The 19,247-nt window shown below is 37.3% G+C and carries 17 protein-coding genes; 2 read left to right on the top strand and 15 right to left on the bottom strand.

The features are described from left to right. Nucleotides 1-9 precede the first annotated feature (9 nt). The 7 genes from KDJ85_RS12875 to KDJ85_RS12845 all read right to left on the bottom strand — a co-directional run bounded on the left by KDJ85_RS12875 (nt 10) and on the right by KDJ85_RS12845 (nt 8,019). Nucleotides 10-687: a fimbrial protein gene (locus KDJ85_RS12875; RefSeq protein WP_225820006.1), complete on the bottom strand. Its 678-nt coding sequence runs from the start codon at nt 685-687 to the stop codon at nt 10-12. A gap of 92 nt (nt 688-779) precedes the next feature. Beyond that, complete coding sequence (locus KDJ85_RS12870; protein ID WP_225820005.1) at nt 780-2,396, bottom strand: fimbrial protein; 1,617 nt, start codon at nt 2,394-2,396, stop codon at nt 780-782. 25 nt (nt 2,397-2,421) lie between these two features. Beyond that, nucleotides 2,422-4,917, bottom strand: coding sequence for a TcfC E-set like domain-containing protein (locus KDJ85_RS12865; protein ID WP_225820004.1), 2,496 nt, complete (start codon nt 4,915-4,917; stop codon nt 2,422-2,424). 19 nt (nt 4,918-4,936) lie between these two features. After that, on the bottom strand, nt 4,937-5,620 hold the full coding sequence (locus KDJ85_RS12860; protein ID WP_225820003.1) for an EcpB family pilus assembly chaperone: 684 nt from the start codon (nt 5,618-5,620) through the stop codon (nt 4,937-4,939). A gap of 92 nt (nt 5,621-5,712) precedes the next feature. After that, on the bottom strand, nt 5,713-6,321 hold the full coding sequence (gene ecpA / locus KDJ85_RS12855) for a common pilus major fimbrillin subunit EcpA (protein WP_225820002.1): 609 nt from the start codon (nt 6,319-6,321) through the stop codon (nt 5,713-5,715). Between the two features lie 135 nt (nt 6,322-6,456). Continuing rightward, nucleotides 6,457-6,777 (bottom strand): helix-turn-helix domain-containing protein, encoded by a 321-nt coding sequence (locus KDJ85_RS12850; RefSeq protein WP_225820001.1) that lies wholly within the window; start codon nt 6,775-6,777, stop codon nt 6,457-6,459. 756 nt (nt 6,778-7,533) lie between these two features. Then, nucleotides 7,534-8,019 carry a cold-shock protein gene (locus KDJ85_RS12845; protein ID WP_206085170.1) on the bottom strand — a complete coding sequence of 162 codons (486 nt, stop codon included), beginning with the start codon at nt 8,017-8,019 and terminating at the stop codon, nt 7,534-7,536. Nucleotides 8,020-8,197: 178 nt separating this feature from the next. On the opposite strand from KDJ85_RS12845, the gene KDJ85_RS12840 reads away from it, so the two are divergent. Further along, a complete protein-coding gene (locus KDJ85_RS12840; protein WP_225820000.1) occupies nt 8,198-8,896 on the top strand; it encodes an RluA family pseudouridine synthase in 699 nt (232 codons plus the stop codon). Nucleotides 8,897-9,043: 147 nt separating this feature from the next. Here KDJ85_RS12840 and KDJ85_RS12835 read toward each other — a convergent pair whose 3' ends face one another. The 6 genes from KDJ85_RS12835 to KDJ85_RS12810 form a co-directional block, all read right to left on the bottom strand. Next, nucleotides 9,044-9,583, bottom strand: a complete 540-nt coding sequence (locus KDJ85_RS12835) for a DUF2058 domain-containing protein (protein WP_225819999.1) — start codon at nt 9,581-9,583, stop codon at nt 9,044-9,046. 301 nt (nt 9,584-9,884) lie between these two features. Then, on the bottom strand, nt 9,885-10,871 hold the full coding sequence (locus KDJ85_RS12830) for a hypothetical protein (RefSeq protein WP_225819998.1): 987 nt from the start codon (nt 10,869-10,871) through the stop codon (nt 9,885-9,887). A 3-nt stretch (nt 10,872-10,874) separates the two neighbouring features. Continuing rightward, complete coding sequence (locus tag KDJ85_RS12825) at nt 10,875-11,606, bottom strand: fimbrial biogenesis chaperone (RefSeq protein WP_225819997.1); 732 nt, start codon at nt 11,604-11,606, stop codon at nt 10,875-10,877. 22 nt (nt 11,607-11,628) lie between these two features. Continuing rightward, nucleotides 11,629-14,112, bottom strand: a complete 2,484-nt coding sequence (locus tag KDJ85_RS12820) for a fimbria/pilus outer membrane usher protein (RefSeq protein ID WP_225819996.1) — start codon at nt 14,110-14,112, stop codon at nt 11,629-11,631. A gap of 88 nt (nt 14,113-14,200) precedes the next feature. Then, on the bottom strand, nt 14,201-14,731 hold the full coding sequence (locus KDJ85_RS12815) for a fimbrial protein (protein ID WP_225819995.1): 531 nt from the start codon (nt 14,729-14,731) through the stop codon (nt 14,201-14,203). A gap of 963 nt (nt 14,732-15,694) precedes the next feature. Beyond that, complete coding sequence (locus KDJ85_RS12810; protein ID WP_225819994.1) at nt 15,695-16,759, bottom strand: alpha/beta hydrolase family protein; 1,065 nt, start codon at nt 16,757-16,759, stop codon at nt 15,695-15,697. A 266-nt stretch (nt 16,760-17,025) separates the two neighbouring features. On the opposite strand from KDJ85_RS12810, the gene KDJ85_RS12805 reads away from it, so the two are divergent. Continuing rightward, complete coding sequence (locus tag KDJ85_RS12805) at nt 17,026-17,388, top strand: YibL family ribosome-associated protein (protein ID WP_225819993.1); 363 nt, start codon at nt 17,026-17,028, stop codon at nt 17,386-17,388. Between the two features lie 288 nt (nt 17,389-17,676). Here the strand turns inward: KDJ85_RS12805 and KDJ85_RS12800 are convergent, their stop codons facing one another. Both KDJ85_RS12800 and KDJ85_RS12795 read right to left on the bottom strand, forming a co-directional pair. After that, on the bottom strand, nt 17,677-18,768 hold the full coding sequence (locus tag KDJ85_RS12800; RefSeq protein ID WP_225819992.1) for a nucleotidyl transferase AbiEii/AbiGii toxin family protein: 1,092 nt from the start codon (nt 18,766-18,768) through the stop codon (nt 17,677-17,679). Beyond that, a complete protein-coding gene (locus KDJ85_RS12795; protein WP_225819991.1) occupies nt 18,737-19,156 on the bottom strand; it encodes a DUF6088 family protein in 420 nt (139 codons plus the stop codon). Before KDJ85_RS12795 ends, KDJ85_RS12800 begins: the two co-directional genes overlap by 32 nt. Between the last annotated feature and the right edge of the window lie 91 nt (nt 19,157-19,247).

The following is a 19,247-nucleotide window of genomic DNA, read 5'->3' as shown; positions in this document are numbered from 1 at the left end:
TTGCATTAATTATTCACAATTCCCAACCGAGTAATATTTATCGAAAATAACAATATATTTTCGGCTTTTTTTCTTTAATCGCACATCATTAAACTCTTGATTAGGCAGCAAATAAAAGACATAAGGTTCCGAATCATCATCTGCATCACAGCTGTCATGTAATAACACCCTAAAATAGGTATTACCCGTATTTTTTAGTGCCCCATCATTTGAATTGAGGTCGTATTTAAAGTCTGGTTTTTTGGGCCTCACAACAAAATAGGTTTCTAAGCTCACTGTTGGGTAAAATAATGGCTGCTTTTTTTTTCCATTATCATTACGCATATCCAAAGGCGTTTCGCTAATAATGATCTTATAATAGCGCTCAGTTTCATCCGCTTGCCCTCGATAAAATATCTTAAAAAATTCCTGCTCTCCTGGTAATAAAATTTTCTTCAGTGGAGTAAAGATAATTTCACCATTGAGTATCGGCTCACCTCGTTCTTGGCCACCTGGTCTATCAATTTTATAAGCGCTAAAATTATATAAATTCGTTTTTTTCGTGTCATTAATATATGGCTTAGAAAAAAACTCTTGGCCCGAATCCATCGAAGAAATATCTGAGTTGATATATAACGCAAATGCGTTGTTGTAAAACGAAAACAACACCATTAAGAATGGGATTTTAAGCAAAGAGAAGCGTTTCATAATAAAAATCTGCTATTAAATTGAAGGAAGAATTGGTACCAATAAAAAGGCTACTTGCGTCTTTACAAGTAGCCACAAAATAGCCATTAAAGTTATTGAATATCAGGCCCTGTCCAAATCGCCTTAACGGTGATCGTCCCACTTGCTGAAACTGTCCCTAACCAATCAATACCGTCTAATGTGAAAAATGAATTAGCGTCATTCATTGGGAATGATAAGTCTAAATCAGTACGATAAAAGGAACCGAGATCTTCATTTGGCCTGTCCCAAGGGGTTTCCGCCCATAATGCATTTTTCAATGAAATTTCATTATTATCACAACTTGCGCGGTGTGACTCCTTCACCCCACTGCCATTTTTAAATGAAAGGTATGCAGAAAAAGGGACATTAAATTTGTTATCACTTGACGTGAATAAACAATACGACTGACCTTTTAATGTTGTTTGGGGTCCTTCAACTTTTGCCATAATAGAGTCTGCTTGTCTTGGGCCACTGGTCGTCACAATGTAATTAAACTCTATCGGCGGCTCTTCGCTACCAACCTTACCCGTTTTCGATTGATTTGGATTAAAATCCGCAGGAATAATGCTAATCCCATAATCTCTTGGTTTAATAATTAAGTAGTTAGACGGTGTGAATTCATAAAATCCTGATTGAGGAAGCGGAGACTGAAAACCAAACGTATAAACACTATCCGCCAATGTGACAGTGGAGTTTGGCGAAGCATCAACAATCGATTTTAAATATGCATTGGAAAGAAAGACTTCAATATTCTGTGAGCCATTGTTAAAAATATCAGACATATTTGTCGTTGAAGACCAATTTGTCCAACGTGTACTGTTAGTGCCTTTATATTTAATAGATGCCGCAGCTGGCGCCCTCGCTAAACCTAACTTTGCATTATCAATATACATACGGACAGTAAATGAGCCACTAATTGATGAACCTTTAGTTTCTAACTCCACTAATTTACAAATCACACCAGAAGCATTTGCCACAATACCCGTGGAACAAAAATTAGAACCCAGCCCAATAGTTGGGTTCCCATTGCTGTCCACAAACACCTCTTGCAAGGCGCCAGTGCCTTTCAAAATAATGTTCCCTTTTTTATTGGTTGGAATGTAGTGTTGCTGCGTGCTTGTTCGGCCCCCGCTGGTCATACACGTTGTGTTACTTAAATTATAATCATCACGACTTGTACATGTTCTTAAATCAAACGTGTATTCTGTTCCTGGCGGGATTTCCGCTAACCAACGATAAAATGCTTCCGAGAAAATAGGCCTTGAATAACCTGATTCACCTGGCGTACCTGTTTGCTGTATTTTATATGCGCCATTATCCCGTAATTGCTGAGCAGGCCAATAAGAGGTTGCAGGGCAATTTCGGTTGTTCGTCATACAACGGTTTCCAATAAAGGGTTGGTTAACAGGGGAATTTTCTAACCAAATATCGCCTATATTATACGTTGAGCTAAATGGTGTACCTGTATATCCCATATAGCCTAAACTTAATTGACTATTACGCTGATATTTTGTGAAAACATTGGAACCCGAAAAACGCGGATCAACCCTATTTGCCACAATAAAAAATTCGTTATCAATTTGGTTTTCAACAATGACATATTCTTGCAGTGGTGCGGTTGCTGCAAAAGAATTCGGCGTTAAAACAGCAAATGAAAAAAAGAGTGCTGTTATCGATAATAATCGCATATTCAGTTAGCCTTTAAAGAGATAATTAACGTTTAGCAAATGCTTCTTGAGGCTCACAAGTTACCTCGCCAACCCACAATGCACCGCGTGCACCTTGCAGGTTTAAGTCTGCTTCACAAATAGTCTGTTGGTCGTCCTGTAATAACGATATCACTGGGTATCGAACATCAACGTCCATGGAAAACTCACCATTTTGGTCTGTTTTTGTTCGACCAATATGGTTTCGAATGGAAGCATATTTTATATATTCGCCATTAGGCGATTTCAGGCGACCAAATACGGTCACTAATTGCCTAACTTCAGGTTGATAAAGAGCAATATTTCCTGGATATAATGTAACGGACTTGTTTCGACCAGAGACAATATCAAAACTGTCTTTTGATTTGCCGTCATTCATTAATTGGATGTCATAATCAGAATAAGGAGACAATGGAATAAAAGTATTTTTTCCACTAATTGGGTAGTTTTGGCCATTCACTTTCGCGACCATACTGCCGCTACCTTTAATATCTGAATTAATAATCACGCCAGATTTACCTTGCTGCCCGCTAGGCGTGATCATTCCGTCACTATAGGCTACTGAGCCGCGCGAAGTTAAGTTACCATTGAGCCGGTTATTATCAGGCCTATTAATCGTTACAGTCCCTGAATTATATTTTGTGTCGTAAGACGCATAGCCCAACGTTGAAAAATCAGACTCACCATTATCTTTATCACGAACTAATTTTGAAACTGAAACACCTGCATTAGTAATCACGGAATTTTCAAAATTCTTATTCGCATAAATATTGGCTTTTACGTTACCGTTTGTCGAAGAAACACCAGTACTTAACCACGTAGAAAGTGGCAAAGAGAAATCAAGATTCACGTATTTTTCGTTGGTACTATTTTGATTATCATAATGATAACGCTGAACACCCGCTCTTAATCCTACCGTGCCATAACGGCCCGAGAATAATGTGTTCGCGTACTCATAGTTGATTGAATCACTGCCGACACGGCGGTCTTTGGTGTTACTAATAGTAAACGAACCTGTTCTATCAATAATTTTGTCAAAATTAATCGTGCCGCCGTAAGAATAGCTATCCGCATCATAAAGCGGTAAATCGCCCGTCACGACAGTCTTTTCTTTAGATGCCCATAAAGAACCGTACCCTTCGGGGATATTGACCGAAACCGTCGCAATATTACGGTGACTGCCATGATTTTCTAACATGCCCTGCCAAGCAACTGAAATATAGTTATTTAAAGTGGCGTTAACGCTGGTTTCTTGTACAACAAACTTATCAAATCCATAATTAGACATTTGGAAACGAATACCCGATAACACAGGGAAGTTATAAGCAAAAGAAACACCCGCTAAATAACTTTTTTCAGGGGTTTGACTATGTGAATCTTCACCTCTCACATAATGGCGTTTATCAAAATCAATATATCCACCATAAATTTCCCAATTCAGTTTGTCGTAATTTCCCGTTATCGCACCGAAAGATTTATTAATTGTTTGGTGCTGTGTAGTGACAACTTTCCCATCAACAACCGTTTCGATAGTGACTTCATAGATCCCATAAGGCAACACGCTAGTATCAACCTCAAAATTACCCATGGGAAAATTTTGGATATTTAATAATTTACCTTGGCGGTAAATTCGCACTTCACCAGGACTATTTAAAAAAGCATAAATGGGTGTTAATGACTGTTGTTTATTCACCACCATACTGGATGAATTATTTCCAATGGAAGCCGCATAAATTTTACTGCTACTGAGCGCCGTTAAACTGGCAATCGATTGTAGATTCCATGTGCTCATTAAACCCAGTGCAAAGCGGAATCCATTAAAATCACGCTCATACATTGCACGATACAGCTCAACATTCGAATTCGATTTTCCAATACTGTAAGCCGAGGCATTTACATTAAAATGATGCTCTGCGGCAGCAAATAAGGTATCTAAATTAAAATAGCTACTTGATGAATCTTTTGCGTCTTTGACTCGGCTCTGAAATACCCCTAAATCATAATTGGCAACAGCCGAAAGTGAATTAACTGAAGAATTTCCTAAAACAGATTGTCTCGCATGCTCTTTTGGTGCAAACGCGGCTTTATCAACATCTAATGATAGGTTGAATGAAGAGATGTTTAATTGAAGAACGGCATTGTTATCAATCACAATGCCATTATTTTCATTAAAAATAGCATTTTGCTTACTTTCAAGCTTATCAACTAATAAATTATTGAGTTTCGCACCCTGATCATTCTCAATGAGATGAAGACTTGATAATTTAATTTTATCCTGATCAATGACAATAACTGCATCTGCAATTTTGCTTTCACTCTGACTTTTTTTAGTCTCATCGTTCAGTCGTAAAAAAACAGGCACAGACATACCTTCTTCCAATGCACTCACAAATGCAGGAGGAATAATATATCCACCAATCTTAATACTTTTCATTTCATCAGCATTAATCGAATTCGAAAAAATAATACTCAATATTGATAAAGCAATAGCACTCTTACGCATGATTTAAGTCCATTCTTCATTATTTGACAACAATGAACTCTCCTTTGTGCCAAATACCTACGCTAGATTTTTTATTTGAAAGATCGACAAATTGCAATTTAACGGCTAAATGTGGCATGAGGTAATATCGCTCACGACAAACACCATCTACTGCATATTTTTGCTTTTCTGCTAAACACGGTCCTGAGGCCACAACACGAAAAGAACTATTACCAATATTTGCAACTTGAGAATTAATATATTGGTAATTAAAATTTTCAATTCTTGGTGCGACAACTAAAATCGTGCTAATTGTTGCCGATGTCGTTGCTGATGCTGATTTTGAACTTTGTGTAACACCGCTTTCACCAATAGGGTCATCTTTCCAATTCAATCTGTAATAGCGTTCTTTATCGTCCTTTGGCCCCTGATAAATAATTTTAAACACATCTTTTGCTTTGCCTGGCAGAATTAAATTAGCTGGTGTTGACAATATTTCATTAGGGTCAGCGACTGGAATAACCTTCCCGTTCTCAAGTGGAGAATCTATTTTTTCGATTGTTAAATTTACCAGCCTTGCTGTATCAACTGTGTTCTCTATTTCTTTCGCTATTGTGTCTTCATCAGATGGTATTATCTCAGTAATATTTCCCACATTAACAGCGAAGCTGTTTTTTAATGGAAGCCATGATAATAAAATTAACGCTAATGTTATTTTTTTCATAATCATAAATTTCTAAGAAAGGAATAACGATAAAGATATTATTTCCCTATAGTATCTTTATCGTAGTATTCAATTATCCAATTAAGAGATAATTAAGGCGCTGGTGTGAAAGTACCGTCCCAAGTCGCGGTAAATTGAACTTTTACATCACCATCCCATGTACCATCGGTCAGTGCTTTAAAGTCTGTTGCTGCACCAGCAGCTTCTGCGCTTGCAATAACAAAGGTGAATTCACCACGGTCTGTTGCACGCTCAGAACCGTTATAGATACCATCAGCCGCTAAGTTATCTAAACCAGAAGTTAAGCCTTTTGATGTATCAATTAAAACTAAATCTGTATTTTTATTAAGATCTTCACCATTCCATTTAACACCAACCGTTAATTTAGAATCGTCAGTTGTTCTTGCTAATGTGTTTGCAATAATTTTTGATGCTAATTTAAAGTCTGTAGCACCTGCTTGCCCTTGAATTGCAACATCGAATGCACCATTTTGCTGGTTAAAGCTTTTTTGGCCTTCAGCATAATTAAACGTTAAACTTTTTAATGGAGTAACAACTAACATACTTGTTGTATCTTTAATTGCTGTTGCTTGCCAAGTTGCAGTCGCTTGAGCTGTACGGGTATCGGCATTAGCAACGGTTGCAAAAGACGCAGCAATAACTGTTGATAGCAAAACAGATGCCATTTTTTTATTTAACATATTATTCTCTCTAATTTAATTTATATCAAAAAATAATTACATAGTATAAAAAACACTTTTAACCGTGCTTTTTATAAAATATAATCAATAAAATAATCAGAAAACCTGATTATTTTATTCTGGCTGTTATAATGACTAGAAATTATTAATGAAACTTTTAGTAGAATAGCCTTTCCATGCAAGGTATTTATTTTTACTTTCGTTTTTATCTGTTTTTATTCCAATCACTGATTCATCTTCAAGAAATCGAAGTACGTCAATCCATCTTTTATCTAATATTCTCAAAAATTGTTCTAATTGATCTAACGTGATAGATGTGGTCCCTATTTCATAACGTGAGATTTGCTGTTGACTAATATTCATTAATTTAGCCATCTGCTTTCCTGTCATATTTTTTTCTTTACGGGCACGCCTTAAAAAAACACCAACATGACAACTAATTATATTAGATTTCATTAACCACACTCCAATATAAAATAATTAATTAAACATTTAACTTTTATTAATAATAAATACATTAAAATAAGAGTAAAAACGTTTATATCGATCGAATCGCTTTATTTGATAGGCACTGACTATTAAATGTTGACTATCGATCATTTTAACTGATTGATATACGCATTTAATGAGTATTTAAGTTAAGGAATGGATAATTAACTACCTGATAAATATATTAATTAAATATTATTAGTATATTATAATTTATGGAGGGTATTATTAAGCGTAATTCAGAACGATTAATTACTCTCATAAGGATTAAAACATATAGAGTTACATTGAATTACAAATTGACACAAAATACATTAATTTTAATCATATAAACTCATAATATGAGTGAAACAATAAACCATAAATATGGATAATTTTAGTTTTACCCATAAAAAGTAATGGCCAACCCAATATTTATCTCTAAAAAAATAAAAATTCAACTTAATAAACCAATTAAAAAGCAAGACAAAATACGACTATCAGCCTATTCTCGTGATGCCGTTACCGTTACCAATATTACGAGTATGCGTAAATTAAATTTACGCATCGATATTTAGGCGTTTAAGCCCAAAAGGGAAGCCTGCCTCTTTAACGCACTGAATCAATGTTAAGTGGATTTACCTAGAATAACAAACGATATTATAATTTATTAACGTTATCTAACTAAGAGCGCCATATAAAATGGCGCTCTGGTATTCATCAATTTTCTGCTCTATCCAAGGATTAATTCTTACATGAATTCAATCGTTTTACCGTTTCTTCAATATCGATTTCATCTTCTGAAAATGTCAATGTAGTGCCATGTAGCGTAGTGATAGCTAATTTTTTCAGTGAGCGCATATCACCAGGTTTAATTTCCGTTTTTGGGCGAATACTGCTCATCAGCGCACCGACCGATAACACGGTATTCGCTTTATCAATACCTGCATCTGCGGGAACTTCTTCACTGTATACAAGGAAAGATTTAATTGAAGTGATTTTCAAACGCTCGCCCGCAATAAAAATATACTTGCTTTCAGGGATCACTTTAACAGCAAAAGCAGACAAACCTTTATTATTGGTTGTTGGTTCAAAGGTGATTTCTGCACCCTTTTTGATCAGTTCAGGGTTAGCAACCTTAATCACATGGAAATAACGGTTATCTCCGTTCTCATCTTTGATAAATCCAAAGCCTTTATCTTCAAACCACGTTGTGATTGTTCCTTTCATTGCATTACCACCTAATTAATCGTTTTAAACTCAGTTTCTCTGACGGCAGTATAAAGCACAATGTAGGCTCAGACCATGCCTTTGGTTTTTAGCTGGATGATAAATTTACAACATCCCAAGGCGACGGCAGATGATAAATTAGTTATTATTCTTTCCCCTTTTTTATTTAGAGAAGTCGATGTCTACGATTATTGATACCTTTATTGCCCCGCCTTGCCATGAGCAGATTGATGTTCTCTATCAAGACGAATATTTACTGATTATCAATAAACCTTCGGGGTTACTCAGCCTTTCAGGGAAAAACCCTCAAAATTTAGATTCTGTACATTATCGACTAGTGAAGCTATTTCCAAATTGTACCCTTGTCCATCGCTTAGATTTTGGTACTTCAGGGCTGATGATTATTGCCCTTAATAAAGCCATCAATGCCGTACTTTGCCAACAATTTAGCCAACGTACTGTTGCTAAAGTTTACCAAGCACTACTGTGCGGGCACTTGAATGATAACGAAGGGATAATTGATGCGCCGATAGCAAAAGACCCCGCGTTATTTCCACGAATGTCTATTTGCAAAGTGAATGGAAAACCCGCACGTTCCCGTTATTTGGTACTGGAACGCTTTCAACAAGAAATAGTGGGTGGTACAACTGTCCCATTAACGCGAGTGCAGCTCACCCCTGAAACGGGGCGCACCCACCAGCTACGTATTCATTGTCAATATTTGGGGTATCCCATTTTGGGGTGTGATTTATATGGCGGCCAGTGTTTACCTGGCACAGAATATGCACCAAGGCTGATGTTACACGCCAACGAACTGCGTTTTACACATCCAATTAGCCACAAACCACTTCATTTTATTCATAGTAGCCCGTTCTAACACTCTATATAGCCCGAACTTTAATACTCTAAATAATTCAAGTTGCAGCTAGGCGACAAGAGAATGAGACGCTAGGAGCATACATAAGTATGTGACTAGTGCGAGTGAACGCGGTCAACAACGCTGCAGCTTGAAGTATGACGAGTATTACCACATCAAATCATCTGGGATCTTAAACTCAGCATATGGATCATCTTCATCCTGAGCTTCCTCACTCAACGCATTATTTAATACAATACTATCCACATCTCTTTGAGTAATTTTATCAGCGACAACCGCAGGGATAATTGCGTATCCATTTACATCACTGTTATCAATGATCAAACGGGCAATTGCCAAGCGACCACTAATCAGTTGTTTTTGTGTGTTTTTATCTACCATCACTTGTTTGATGACATTGTTGTCGGTGAAGTTAAAAGCGATATCGCCTTTCGCTATTTCAATTTTATTCATTTCAATCAGCTGCTTCACTTGCGCTTTGTATTCTTTTGATAGCACCGCTTGTTTTTGTTGCTCACTCAGCTGCTTGTCACGCTCAAGCTGTGCTTTTTTGTTTTCTTCTACCGCTTCTCTGGCTTCCCGAGCTTGTACCCGTGATTTTTTCGCAGTTCGTTGAACTTTAGCCATTTTTTTACTGGTGACAAGCCCTGCCTGTAGCATCTGTTCTTGTAAAGTGAGTTTTGCCATTTCTATTTCCGCATCAATAAAATTGTCAGTGAGATAATGGGGGATTATACCTGTAATTTTTGAGTCTGTACGGAGCCAGCATATGAATGCAGATTAAAGGGCAAAAGTTCATTAGCTTGATGCCAACCACGCTGGCATCCCGATAACCATGCATCTTCCTTTTACTCAGTAGCACAGCGCTGCCAGTTCGTCAGATTATCTCCACTACGTCATATCTGAACGAATAAACACGATTTTCGACATAAAAAAACCCACCACGCGAGCGTGATGGGCGTTAGATATCGATAATACCTGAAAATATCTAGCGGTAAGTAAACAACACATTCACCGTGTTACTAAACTGCCCTGATTTAATAGCTTCATTATCTTTTTTTGATAATTCAACACTGTAAGGGAAATAGCCTGGTTTTTGTTTGCTGATACTTCCTTTATAATAATATTGGTCAAACGAGACTATTTGATTGGTGCTTCTATCGGTAATTGCCGCTTGTAAGCCATTATTAAAGACCATGTATTTTTTATTTATTACACCGCTATTACTTTGGAATGCAACACTGACTTCTAATGCAGCATCACAAGTTGAGTCAGGCACTAAATCTAATGAAAAATTCTCTTTAACGGTTTTACCGCTCTCAAAATCTTCAACAGTTAACTCTTTAAAATCAACTACTTTATTACTCATGTGAACAATCGGCGTTGGGCAGTAATTCACCAGTTTTCCAATAATCCTTGCTTGATAGGTATCACCAAGGCTTTTACCGAGATAGTCTCTATGATAACCCACAGTAAAAAGACCTGTATCAAATGACTTCAGCTGCCCCGTCCCTCTCACGACCTTATAATTGTAGCCAAACATGACGTTTGCATTCCCGCTGGTCCATGAACCCACTTTTAGTGATGGGGTGTTTGTTTGGGTTATTTCAACGCTCCCGCCATAGATATTTTCTTGATAAAGCCGAACCCCATTGCTCAGTAATGTATTTTTGATACTTTGTGGTGTCTGATTATTAAACCAGATTGTACGCTGTGCATCTGTTCCAGAAAAATTACAATTCCATGAAAACCAACCAGAGCTTCCCGTACCGAGTAGCGTACCTTGAGGTGTTTCACCAGGGATTGTATTCATATCGATATTAATTTCGGGTTGTGGGTTCCAAGGAAGTCCAGGGTTTTTCGTGCAGGATACCCCCGCATAAGCCGCTGTCCCTGACATCAAAAGGAGCGAAAACACGCCTCCTTGCCATAGCCGTTTTTTCACGGCCATTTTAACGCAATTTAAATTTTGCATTGTTTATTTTGCCCGTGGTAATAGCTGGCAAGTCTGCCCTGCTGCACATTGGTATTTATTAAATTTCAATCCACCAAAATCATCAATATAAGCGATTTCAAAACTGTTCCAGGCCGGGTTTTTTAATGTCACCTTAGTATCACTAAACGGAGCAACTAACACTTCAGGAAAATCTTTATCCTTACTTTGATCGACATTAATATTCGTTATCACAATATTAAACGGTGTTGGATTCGATAACGTAATACTCCCCCCCTGTTTCGTGACTTTTAAATCCCGTTGAAAATCTTTATCTGCCGATATTTTGTAATCAATGCCTTTTGGTCGATAAAACAATTTTAAACGTGACTGAATGGTAAATTGAACAGCATTGGCCTCTTTTCCTTGCGGTGGAATACCTAACACATTGAAATAAAGCAAACTTTCTCTATCCGTAGGTAAGATATTTTGCCCATCCATATAAGCAATTTTAATTTGTTTTTTCTGCTTAGGGCCTATTTTTTGTAAAAAAGGTAACGCCACTAATGAATTCGTCAGTTTTGCCCCCTTTTGGTCTTCTATCCAGGTTTGTGCTAAGAATGAAGAGGCTGTATCTTGGTTTTCAACAACAACGCTGGTTCCACCATCCGCTTCATTAAAAATAATACGGGTTCTATCTAATCCAAGCACTGCATACGCTTGGCTCATTACGCTTGATAACAAAACAATGGAAAGTGCTTTTTTAAATAATGTCATTTTTTCACCCATTTAAATCACATTAGTGACTGCAAGTAATTGAATCGCTGCTTTTAGCAAGGAGACTGTCAGCAAGGAATGTACATGCTTGCGCATCCCCCCAATTGACACTAAGTTGATCGCCCATATTCAACCCAGTTAAGTACACAATGCCTGATTCAGCAATAATGCCTGAAACTTTACCCGTTACGCTATTTTTCACCACGGAACCTAATGGCGGGTACTGGCCATTAGCTAGCTTAATTCTTGTTATCAAAGACTGACCAATATCCGCATCCATTTTAACGTAACCTATTGCGCCATCAGTGAGTGTTGCCGCTAATACGTTATCATCAATATTGACGTTTTCTGGTAAGTTATTTACATCAACCTTATATTCCATATTATAGTAGGTCGGCACATTACTGATAGTTGCTAACCCCCAGCGATTAGTTGATGCATGGCTATTTTCAATAACTACACCTTTTGCCTTTGGTACATCAACCACTAAACGAGATTGGTCACGATACGTTAAACGGTGTGCTGAAATACCGTGCTGTGTCGCTGTCACTGAGCCACTCATTGTCATGCTGAGTGAGGTCATGGAGTCCGATAACGACCCCGTGGCCTGAATTTGCCCTGCCTCACCACCGTGCGAAACATAGGTACTGACCATCCCTTCCGACAGTCCATCTTGCGTTGAAGCAGTTAGGTTATAATTAGTATCTTTATTAACATGTTGGCTGTAATTTACGTTATTCGTATAACGCTTGCTGCTATCACTATAAGATGCAAAGTAGGATAGTGATGCATTTTGATTTTCAGAGCTTAATGGCTTACTCACAGACAAATAAAGTTGATTATCCGTTTTATCATTAGACCCCCGTACTTGATTTAAAGACAGTGAGATGTTGCCACCTTTCATGACACCTTCATCAAAGAATTTATTTAAACCTACGCTGAAATAGTTATTTTGCTTACCATTCCAATACGTTTTACGTGATGCCGTAATATTCGCACTTGCATTAATACTGCGTAATTGCTGAGCGTAAGATAATGAAAAGACATGCTTATCTTTATTCGTATCTATATGTTGCTTGTCTGCAAAGTTTTGCTCAACAAAATTGGATAATGAATTAAAGGTTCTGTCTGCAAAACGATATCCCGTTAATGTCAACTGGCCATCAATACTTGGCAAATCTTTAGCGTAGTTAATACGGTAGCTTTTCCCTTTTTCACGACCCAGTAAGGTATCCGCATAAGATTGAGTAATATCCACCGAAAAAGCCCCTAAAAACCCGAGGTTTTGACCTATACCTACGTTAATTGCTTGGTATTTATTTCCAGATGTCGCCACTAACCCGCCAAACACAGAAGTATGACTCAATACCCCGACAGAGCTTTCGATAGTCATAAAATTATCGTTAGCAAAAGTCCCGTTTTTAGGGGATAACTGACCTAAATTCATCGCATAGCGAGCTTGACCTTTACGAGTCAGAAACGGAATATTGGTTGTTGTAAACTGAAACTTGGTTTCCTTACCATTATCCTCGGCCACAGTAACATCAATGGTTCCCATCACGGATTGACTGATGTCCTTAATGACAAACGGGCCCGCAGGAACTTTGACTTGGCTAATGATACGGCCATTTTGTGATAATGTGACGGTTGCATTGGATGCAGCAACACCCGTAACTTGAGGTGCATAGCCCCTTAAGTTTGGTGGTAACATACTTTCATCCGTAAACATGCTCACGCCTTTGAAACGTACGCTGTCAAACAAGTCTGATTTGACGAAAATTTCCCCAGCAAACAACTTTGCAGATAGACTCGCAATATCTCTAAAGGCGTACACTTGCTCCCAATCCAGACTATTTTTCTTATCGCTGTGCCCTTCTTTCCCCACCAGTTTATTTTCATATTGATAATTTGCTCGTAAGCGCCATTGCGCAAAATTCGCCCCCACATTCCCAAACGCATATAACTGGTTACGTGTAGCTTCATTTTTGCGAACTAAATGATTATCACTGATGGTATAATCTAAAATTAAACCCGCAATGCCGTAATCACGCATCTCAGGGCTAACCCACGAAGAATAGGTGGACTCCATGTATTTTTGTGGAATAGAAATCGTAAGGACTTGCTCACTATCATTAAAATCGACAGTAATATTTTTATCAAGAGAATGTAAATTAATACAGTTATCCTCTTGAGATAACATTAACGTTTCCTTCGCTTCTTCATTTAAAGGAAATCGCTTTATTAATTGTGCCGTAATACATGGCTCAATAATTCCATCATTGCTAATAAATTTAATTTTTTCACCACGGATAATTTTTTTATTATTTAAAATAATATCCGATTCATACAAACCTTCACTTAAACTATTTTTTTCAAAATAGCTTAAGTCAATATTATCTTCGACAGATAAATTAAGTGCATTAATATTAAAAGTTTCAGCATTGGCATACCCACCACACATAATGAGTGAGATAATATAACCTATATTTTTTTTCTTAAAATACATGATTTCACTCTTCTGATAATAGGGAGGGGAAATAAAGCTTTACGCAAACCCGCGTAAAGCTTTATTTTATGCATAATGACGGATTATCTTATTCGTAGCTTAATACATAGTTCGCTACAGAGTTGACGCTACCTGAAGATGCAGCCCCTGTTGATTCTACTTGAGCAGATAAAATAATCGTTGTTTCAGATGCTTTCAGTGTTTGTTCTAAAACATCACCAGGTTTAATTGGGTTTCCTGCATTATTAAAGAATGCAACTGCAACGTTATCTGCACTTCCTGTATTTGCCCATAATGCTGCTTTAGCGGAATCTGGTTGGCCATTAAAAGCAATTTTTACTTTAGAATATGGTGTGCCAGATGCACTTGGATCTAATTGGCAATCTTGTAATTTTAATTCAAATGTATTTAATGGACCTGTTTTACCTGCAGTTGCTAAATTAGCAGCTGAAATATTACCTAATTGAACTTCTTTATTAACGTCAGAAGGTGCAATTGTGCAAGCGCCGCTATTTACTGTACCTTTAAAAGTAATTTTACCTGAACCTGCATCCGCTGCCATTGCAGAAATAGACGTTGTGGTTAATGCTAAACATAATGCGATTAAAGTTTTGTTCATTATATATACCTTGTATTAATATTTAAAAGTTATTTAATTTAAAATTCTTTCTGTTGTTGGGAACGAGATAAATGTTATCCATAAAATGAGTACGTAGATATCTTTAAAATATGTATTTTACCTATAGAATGTAACCAAATAAGTATTAATAACTAACTGATAATAAAGTAAAAATAAAAAAACCAACATTTTCCCCCTCGTTAACAACAACAACAAAAACCAGAGTTATCTATCAATAATTTGTCCAATAACAGCAAAACAAACCAATTTAAGTGAGTTAATATATAATTATCAATATTAATAGTTAACATTAGTCAAATGTGTTATTTTTACGCATTATTAGGGTTTTTTAGATATTTTCTTACATCCATTCAAGCTTTTGTTACGAGTGGATCTGTTTTTTATATATAAAAAACCATCATATTAAAAAAGTAGTAACGTTATGAATGCTCATACCTAGCGTAATAGAGGCGCTCTTTTACTAACTGATTAACCCGAGAGCAGCATATTTTGCTTCCCAAAAGGGGTAGAAACTAGTAAACAAAGAGTGAATCAGACAGACTAAAAAAAGATAAATACTATTGATTTAAAAAGAAAATATAGCTTTGCATACTTTTCGTATGAATGTTGTTCTTAAGAGTAGACCAAGGGAATTCGAACATGCCTGCTGCCGCATGGATTGCGTTTGGATAGACTGTCTGTATTTGACGACTGTTATATGCCCCCCATTAGGGCGGTAACTTCAGTCTGGCTTTTACCTTCTTGGTAATATAACTATGTTGTAGATAGTCATTGAGCAAGCTGCCGCCAACTTGCTCTTTACTCATCACAGTCTCCTGGCATAATTTGGAAAAGCCGAATTTAAACGGTCAGAATATTACAGCCTGTCTTTATCAACATGCCTGGTCTTTTTAGGGACTCAATCCGATTTTATTCTCACCTATCCATACAGATAAAATCTTGCTACCCACCAGACTTACATACCACATCATATGGCATTAAGTTTGGCTTTTCATTTTTTATCCATTCAACAATGACCTTCAACCCATTGGGGGAGTAAGCTTCACGCCCAGACCACAAAAAATACCCCTGCCGCCATACAGGCCAATCACTTTCAAGCTGATAATTAAACTCAGGTGATCGAAGTAACCCGTGACTTGCATTTGGCAATACGATGACGCTCGCTAGAGGATTAGTAGACAAAATAGACTTGTAACGGCACGCGTTGAATTGAGCATCCACATTCAGGTCATTAGTTCCCCAAACAGCCAGTACACGCCCATTCATATTAGAGAGATCTAAAGAAGAATCACTTAGGTAATTTTTGACAACAAAATCAAATCTATCTGATGTCATATCGGTGCGTTGATGCGGATCTTTAGTCCCATTTTCGCCAAATATCGCATCATTTTCTTTTTGTTCTTTTGCGAGTAAGCGCTCAATTTCGACGGTGGATTTGCCTTCCTGAGCATAACGCAGACTTTGAAAAAACAGCCCTTGCCTACGCCAGTTAACCGCCCCCCCAATGATCACCGAAAAATTAGGACGTGACTGCCCAGCGGCTATCGGGATCACCCATCCTGCTTGAGAAAAACCCAAATACCCCACTTGAATATCAGGGTAACGAGACTGCATCAGCTTTAATGCCGCGACCGCCTCTTCAGCTCGGTTTGCCATTGATTGATGTAGCCAATTACCTTGGCTATGACCGATTCCCGCTTTATCCCATGAAAAGACAGCAACATTGGCATCTAGAAGTGTATTAAATAATGGATTATAACCGCTGTTTGAATAACGGTCTTGAGGGCCATCACCGTGAATGATAACCGCAACGGCTACTGGACGTTGATGATTTGGCTGTAGCAAAGTGCCAGATAACGTGATTCCCTGAGATTCAAATGTCAGCTCTTCCTGAATCCTCTCGTCAAAATCAAAATCCTCAAAATGGCTAGTCAAAAATACTAAAACACAGGCCGCCAATAATAACAACACACAAGCGATGGCTGTTCGTCCAATATAACGATTCATTTTACCTTCCTCGAGTTAATGCACCCTCTTAAATTCATTCACCCTCCAGTTTTAGAAGCATGTCATGACAGCAACTGCTTGATTTACTGTTATCTGTATTTTTCCGAATGCATAATCAATGGCCTCTTTCACAAGAAGAGGTCTTAATATGCCGTTTAAAATAACGCATTCATACGCTATAAATGCTTTAAGATATTTACTGAGCCAACAACAAATTCCCTAATGGTGTATACTCCCAGCAAGAAATTATTCACGGTTAATTAATAATGAAAGAAATCGAAAAAACACAAATTAAACTGCTTAGCGACCGTTTAGACCTCATTCGTCACCAGATGACAAGTATGCAGCTGACGAGCGAAGCAGAAAAATACGCAGAGCTTGAGAAAGAAAAAGCGACGCTAGAAATTGAAATTACTCGTCTGAAAGCGTTGCGTAACAAGAAGCTAAGCAAAGAAGCACAAAAATTGGTGAATATGCCATTCAAACGCCCCATCACTAAAAAAGAACAAGCTGATCTTGGCAAACTGAAGAAATCCGTACGCGGTTTAGTGATTGTCCACCCAATGACGGCCTTAGGTCGCGAAATGGAACTGGATGAAATGACGGGTTTTTCTAAGAGTGATTTCTAGTTAGAAAATCAGCCCCACGAAACCTGTGATAAACCACGACGACTGAAAGTTCGTAGTCCGCTACCATAGTGAAAATTGTTAATAGACGCGTCACTCGCTGGCGCGTTATCACAGGAGTCGGTATTGCTAGCTAACTGTTTGTTAAGGAAATATTAAAGAAACCACCTGAAAAATTTTGCCCCCAATTTTGCCCCCAAATTTTTTTGGTTGGTTTTACTGCGTAAAATTGAGGGCAAACACTGGAGGGAAAATAGTAATGAAATAATTAACTCTATAACTACCAAGAACTTATTTATTAGCTAATTGATGCAATAAATACTCTGCAACCTCAATAAAGCTTTTAGATGCTTCTTCGTATGAATGTGGCTCTTGAGAGTAAACCAGTGGGGTTAATTTTGTTTTATATAATTGACTTAGCAACTGCCCTTTATCATCATCACTGCCTTTGATCACTTTTAAGCATTCACTTAGTACACTATAAGGGCTATCTGAGAACTCTTTAAATTGCCAAGCGTATTCTTCTAAATCGGTGTTAACTGTATATTCGAATATGTTTGCTGCTGCATGGATGGCGTGTGGATGGATTGTATGAATACGCCAAACATCATAAATATGCCTTACTAACGCCTCATCGAATTCAGATTGTTTGACACCCGCACAATACATTGCAAATCGTCTTAAAAGAGATAACACTTTTTCAGCAAGTGTTTCTGCAATATTAATACACTCGATATCAAAATCAGGATAGTTATTACTTTTTATTAATTGCTGATAAAGATAATTAATCTTTAATTTTTTAGTCTCTAAATTAATGGGGCGATTTATCAGCTCAACTTTGATGCAGCTACGCAGAGGGTTAGAATCCCCGCTACTGAAGTGCCCTTTATAGCTTAAATCAACATTATAATGACGATGTTTATCATTAATTTCTGGATTTCCACCAGCTTTATCTGTGAGGTAGAAACCAAGAACCTCAAGGTTTTTAGTAAGTTGATGATGAATATCTTTTAGCCGTGCTTTATCAGAAGGGAATTCACTTTTTAATTTATAATTAGAAGGAACTTCTTGAAGAATAACTTTTATATCAATATCTTCTGACATTCGGCTAATTAAATTATAAGCCTTCGATAAGCAGGTACCACCTGAAAAAACAAACCTGACTGGCAATTCAATACTGATGGGGTCATTTAGTACTTTTTTGCTTCTAGGATCAAATCCTTTCAACTGAGCTTCATGCACAATATTCAAGTTTGCCAAAATACGCAGCGTATCTGTTACATGGACATCTTTTTCTGCGACAAATGCAGGTAATCCATTCAATAGCCCTGCAGCTTCTGCATCTTGAATATCAGCAATTTGGTCTTCCGTAATTTTTTTCATATTGAACATTTTTACCTGAAACAGTGATGTTTCGAGATATTTTCCTTCCTGGAGTTCGAATTTGTAGCTGCATTGGAATTTGAGTCGTTTTACCTGCGTTATAGTCCTCTAAAGCCTGCCCTTGGGTTACTTGAACATTAAGCTTTTGAAAGGTTTCTTCCACAACTGACTCAAAGGGCGCAGCTACCGTCCTTTTACCTGCAAATCGGTTAAAGCGAGTTTTTGCATAAACACCTAAACTCACTCGAATGATAATCCCCTCTTTGACAAGGGCTGCTAACACTTTGCCAATTTGTGATTTACTCCCTAGATGTTCTAATTCAGAACGTAGAATAACAGTACCTTTTCTGTTGGCAATGGAGCGCAACAGCTTTTGTTTTAAAAACATAGTCGACTCCTTTTAAAAGCAGGTAAACATAATTTTATGTTAACAAATTTCATATTAAAAACAATACATTGATTTTATATAATAAGGTAAG

The organism is Providencia vermicola, assembly GCF_020381325.1.
Lineage (GTDB): Bacteria > Pseudomonadota > Gammaproteobacteria > Enterobacterales > Enterobacteriaceae > Providencia > Providencia vermicola.
Note: the sequence above shows the minus strand (reverse complement) of the source record. Positions and strands in the feature narration are given on the sequence as shown.

Bases quoted from the DNA above. Each gene is read 5' to 3' on its own strand.
- KDJ85_RS12860 (WP_225820003.1), bottom strand. From the start codon at position 5,620: ATGAAAAAAATAACATTAGCGTTAATTTTATTATCATGGCTTCCATTA.
- KDJ85_RS12815 (WP_225819995.1), bottom strand. From the start codon at position 14,731: ATGAACAAAACTTTAATCGCATTATGTTTAGCATTAACCACAACGTCT.
- KDJ85_RS12845 (WP_206085170.1), bottom strand. From the start codon at position 8,019: ATGAAAGGAACAATCACAACGTGGTTTGAAGATAAAGGCTTTGGATTT.
- KDJ85_RS12820 (WP_225819996.1), bottom strand. From the start codon at position 14,112: ATGTATTTTAAGAAAAAAAATATAGGTTATATTATCTCACTCATTATG.
- KDJ85_RS12835 (WP_225819999.1), bottom strand. From the start codon at position 9,583: ATGGCAAAACTCACTTTACAAGAACAGATGCTACAGGCAGGGCTTGTC.
- KDJ85_RS12870 (WP_225820005.1), bottom strand. From the start codon at position 2,396: ATGCGATTATTATCGATAACAGCACTCTTTTTTTCATTTGCTGTTTTA.
- KDJ85_RS12840 (WP_225820000.1), top strand. From the start codon at position 8,198: ATGTCTACGATTATTGATACCTTTATTGCCCCGCCTTGCCATGAGCAG.
- ecpA (WP_225820002.1), bottom strand. From the start codon at position 6,321: ATGTTAAATAAAAAAATGGCATCTGTTTTGCTATCAACAGTTATTGCT.
- KDJ85_RS12850 (WP_225820001.1), bottom strand. From the start codon at position 6,777: ATGAAATCTAATATAATTAGTTGTCATGTTGGTGTTTTTTTAAGGCGT.
- KDJ85_RS12805 (WP_225819993.1), top strand. From the start codon at position 17,026: ATGAAAGAAATCGAAAAAACACAAATTAAACTGCTTAGCGACCGTTTA.
- KDJ85_RS12865 (WP_225820004.1), bottom strand. From the start codon at position 4,917: ATGCGTAAGAGTGCTATTGCTTTATCAATATTGAGTATTATTTTTTCG.
- KDJ85_RS12800 (WP_225819992.1), bottom strand. From the start codon at position 18,768: ATGAAAAAAATTACGGAAGACCAAATTGCTGATATTCAAGATGCAGAA.
- KDJ85_RS12795 (WP_225819991.1), bottom strand. From the start codon at position 19,156: ATGTTTTTAAAACAAAAGCTGTTGCGCTCCATTGCCAACAGAAAAGGT.
- KDJ85_RS12830 (WP_225819998.1), bottom strand. From the start codon at position 10,871: ATGCAAAATTTAAATTGCGTTAAAATGGCCGTGAAAAAACGGCTATGG.
- KDJ85_RS12875 (WP_225820006.1), bottom strand. From the start codon at position 687: ATGAAACGCTTCTCTTTGCTTAAAATCCCATTCTTAATGGTGTTGTTT.
- KDJ85_RS12825 (WP_225819997.1), bottom strand. From the start codon at position 11,606: ATGACATTATTTAAAAAAGCACTTTCCATTGTTTTGTTATCAAGCGTA.
- KDJ85_RS12810 (WP_225819994.1), bottom strand. From the start codon at position 16,759: ATGAATCGTTATATTGGACGAACAGCCATCGCTTGTGTGTTGTTATTA.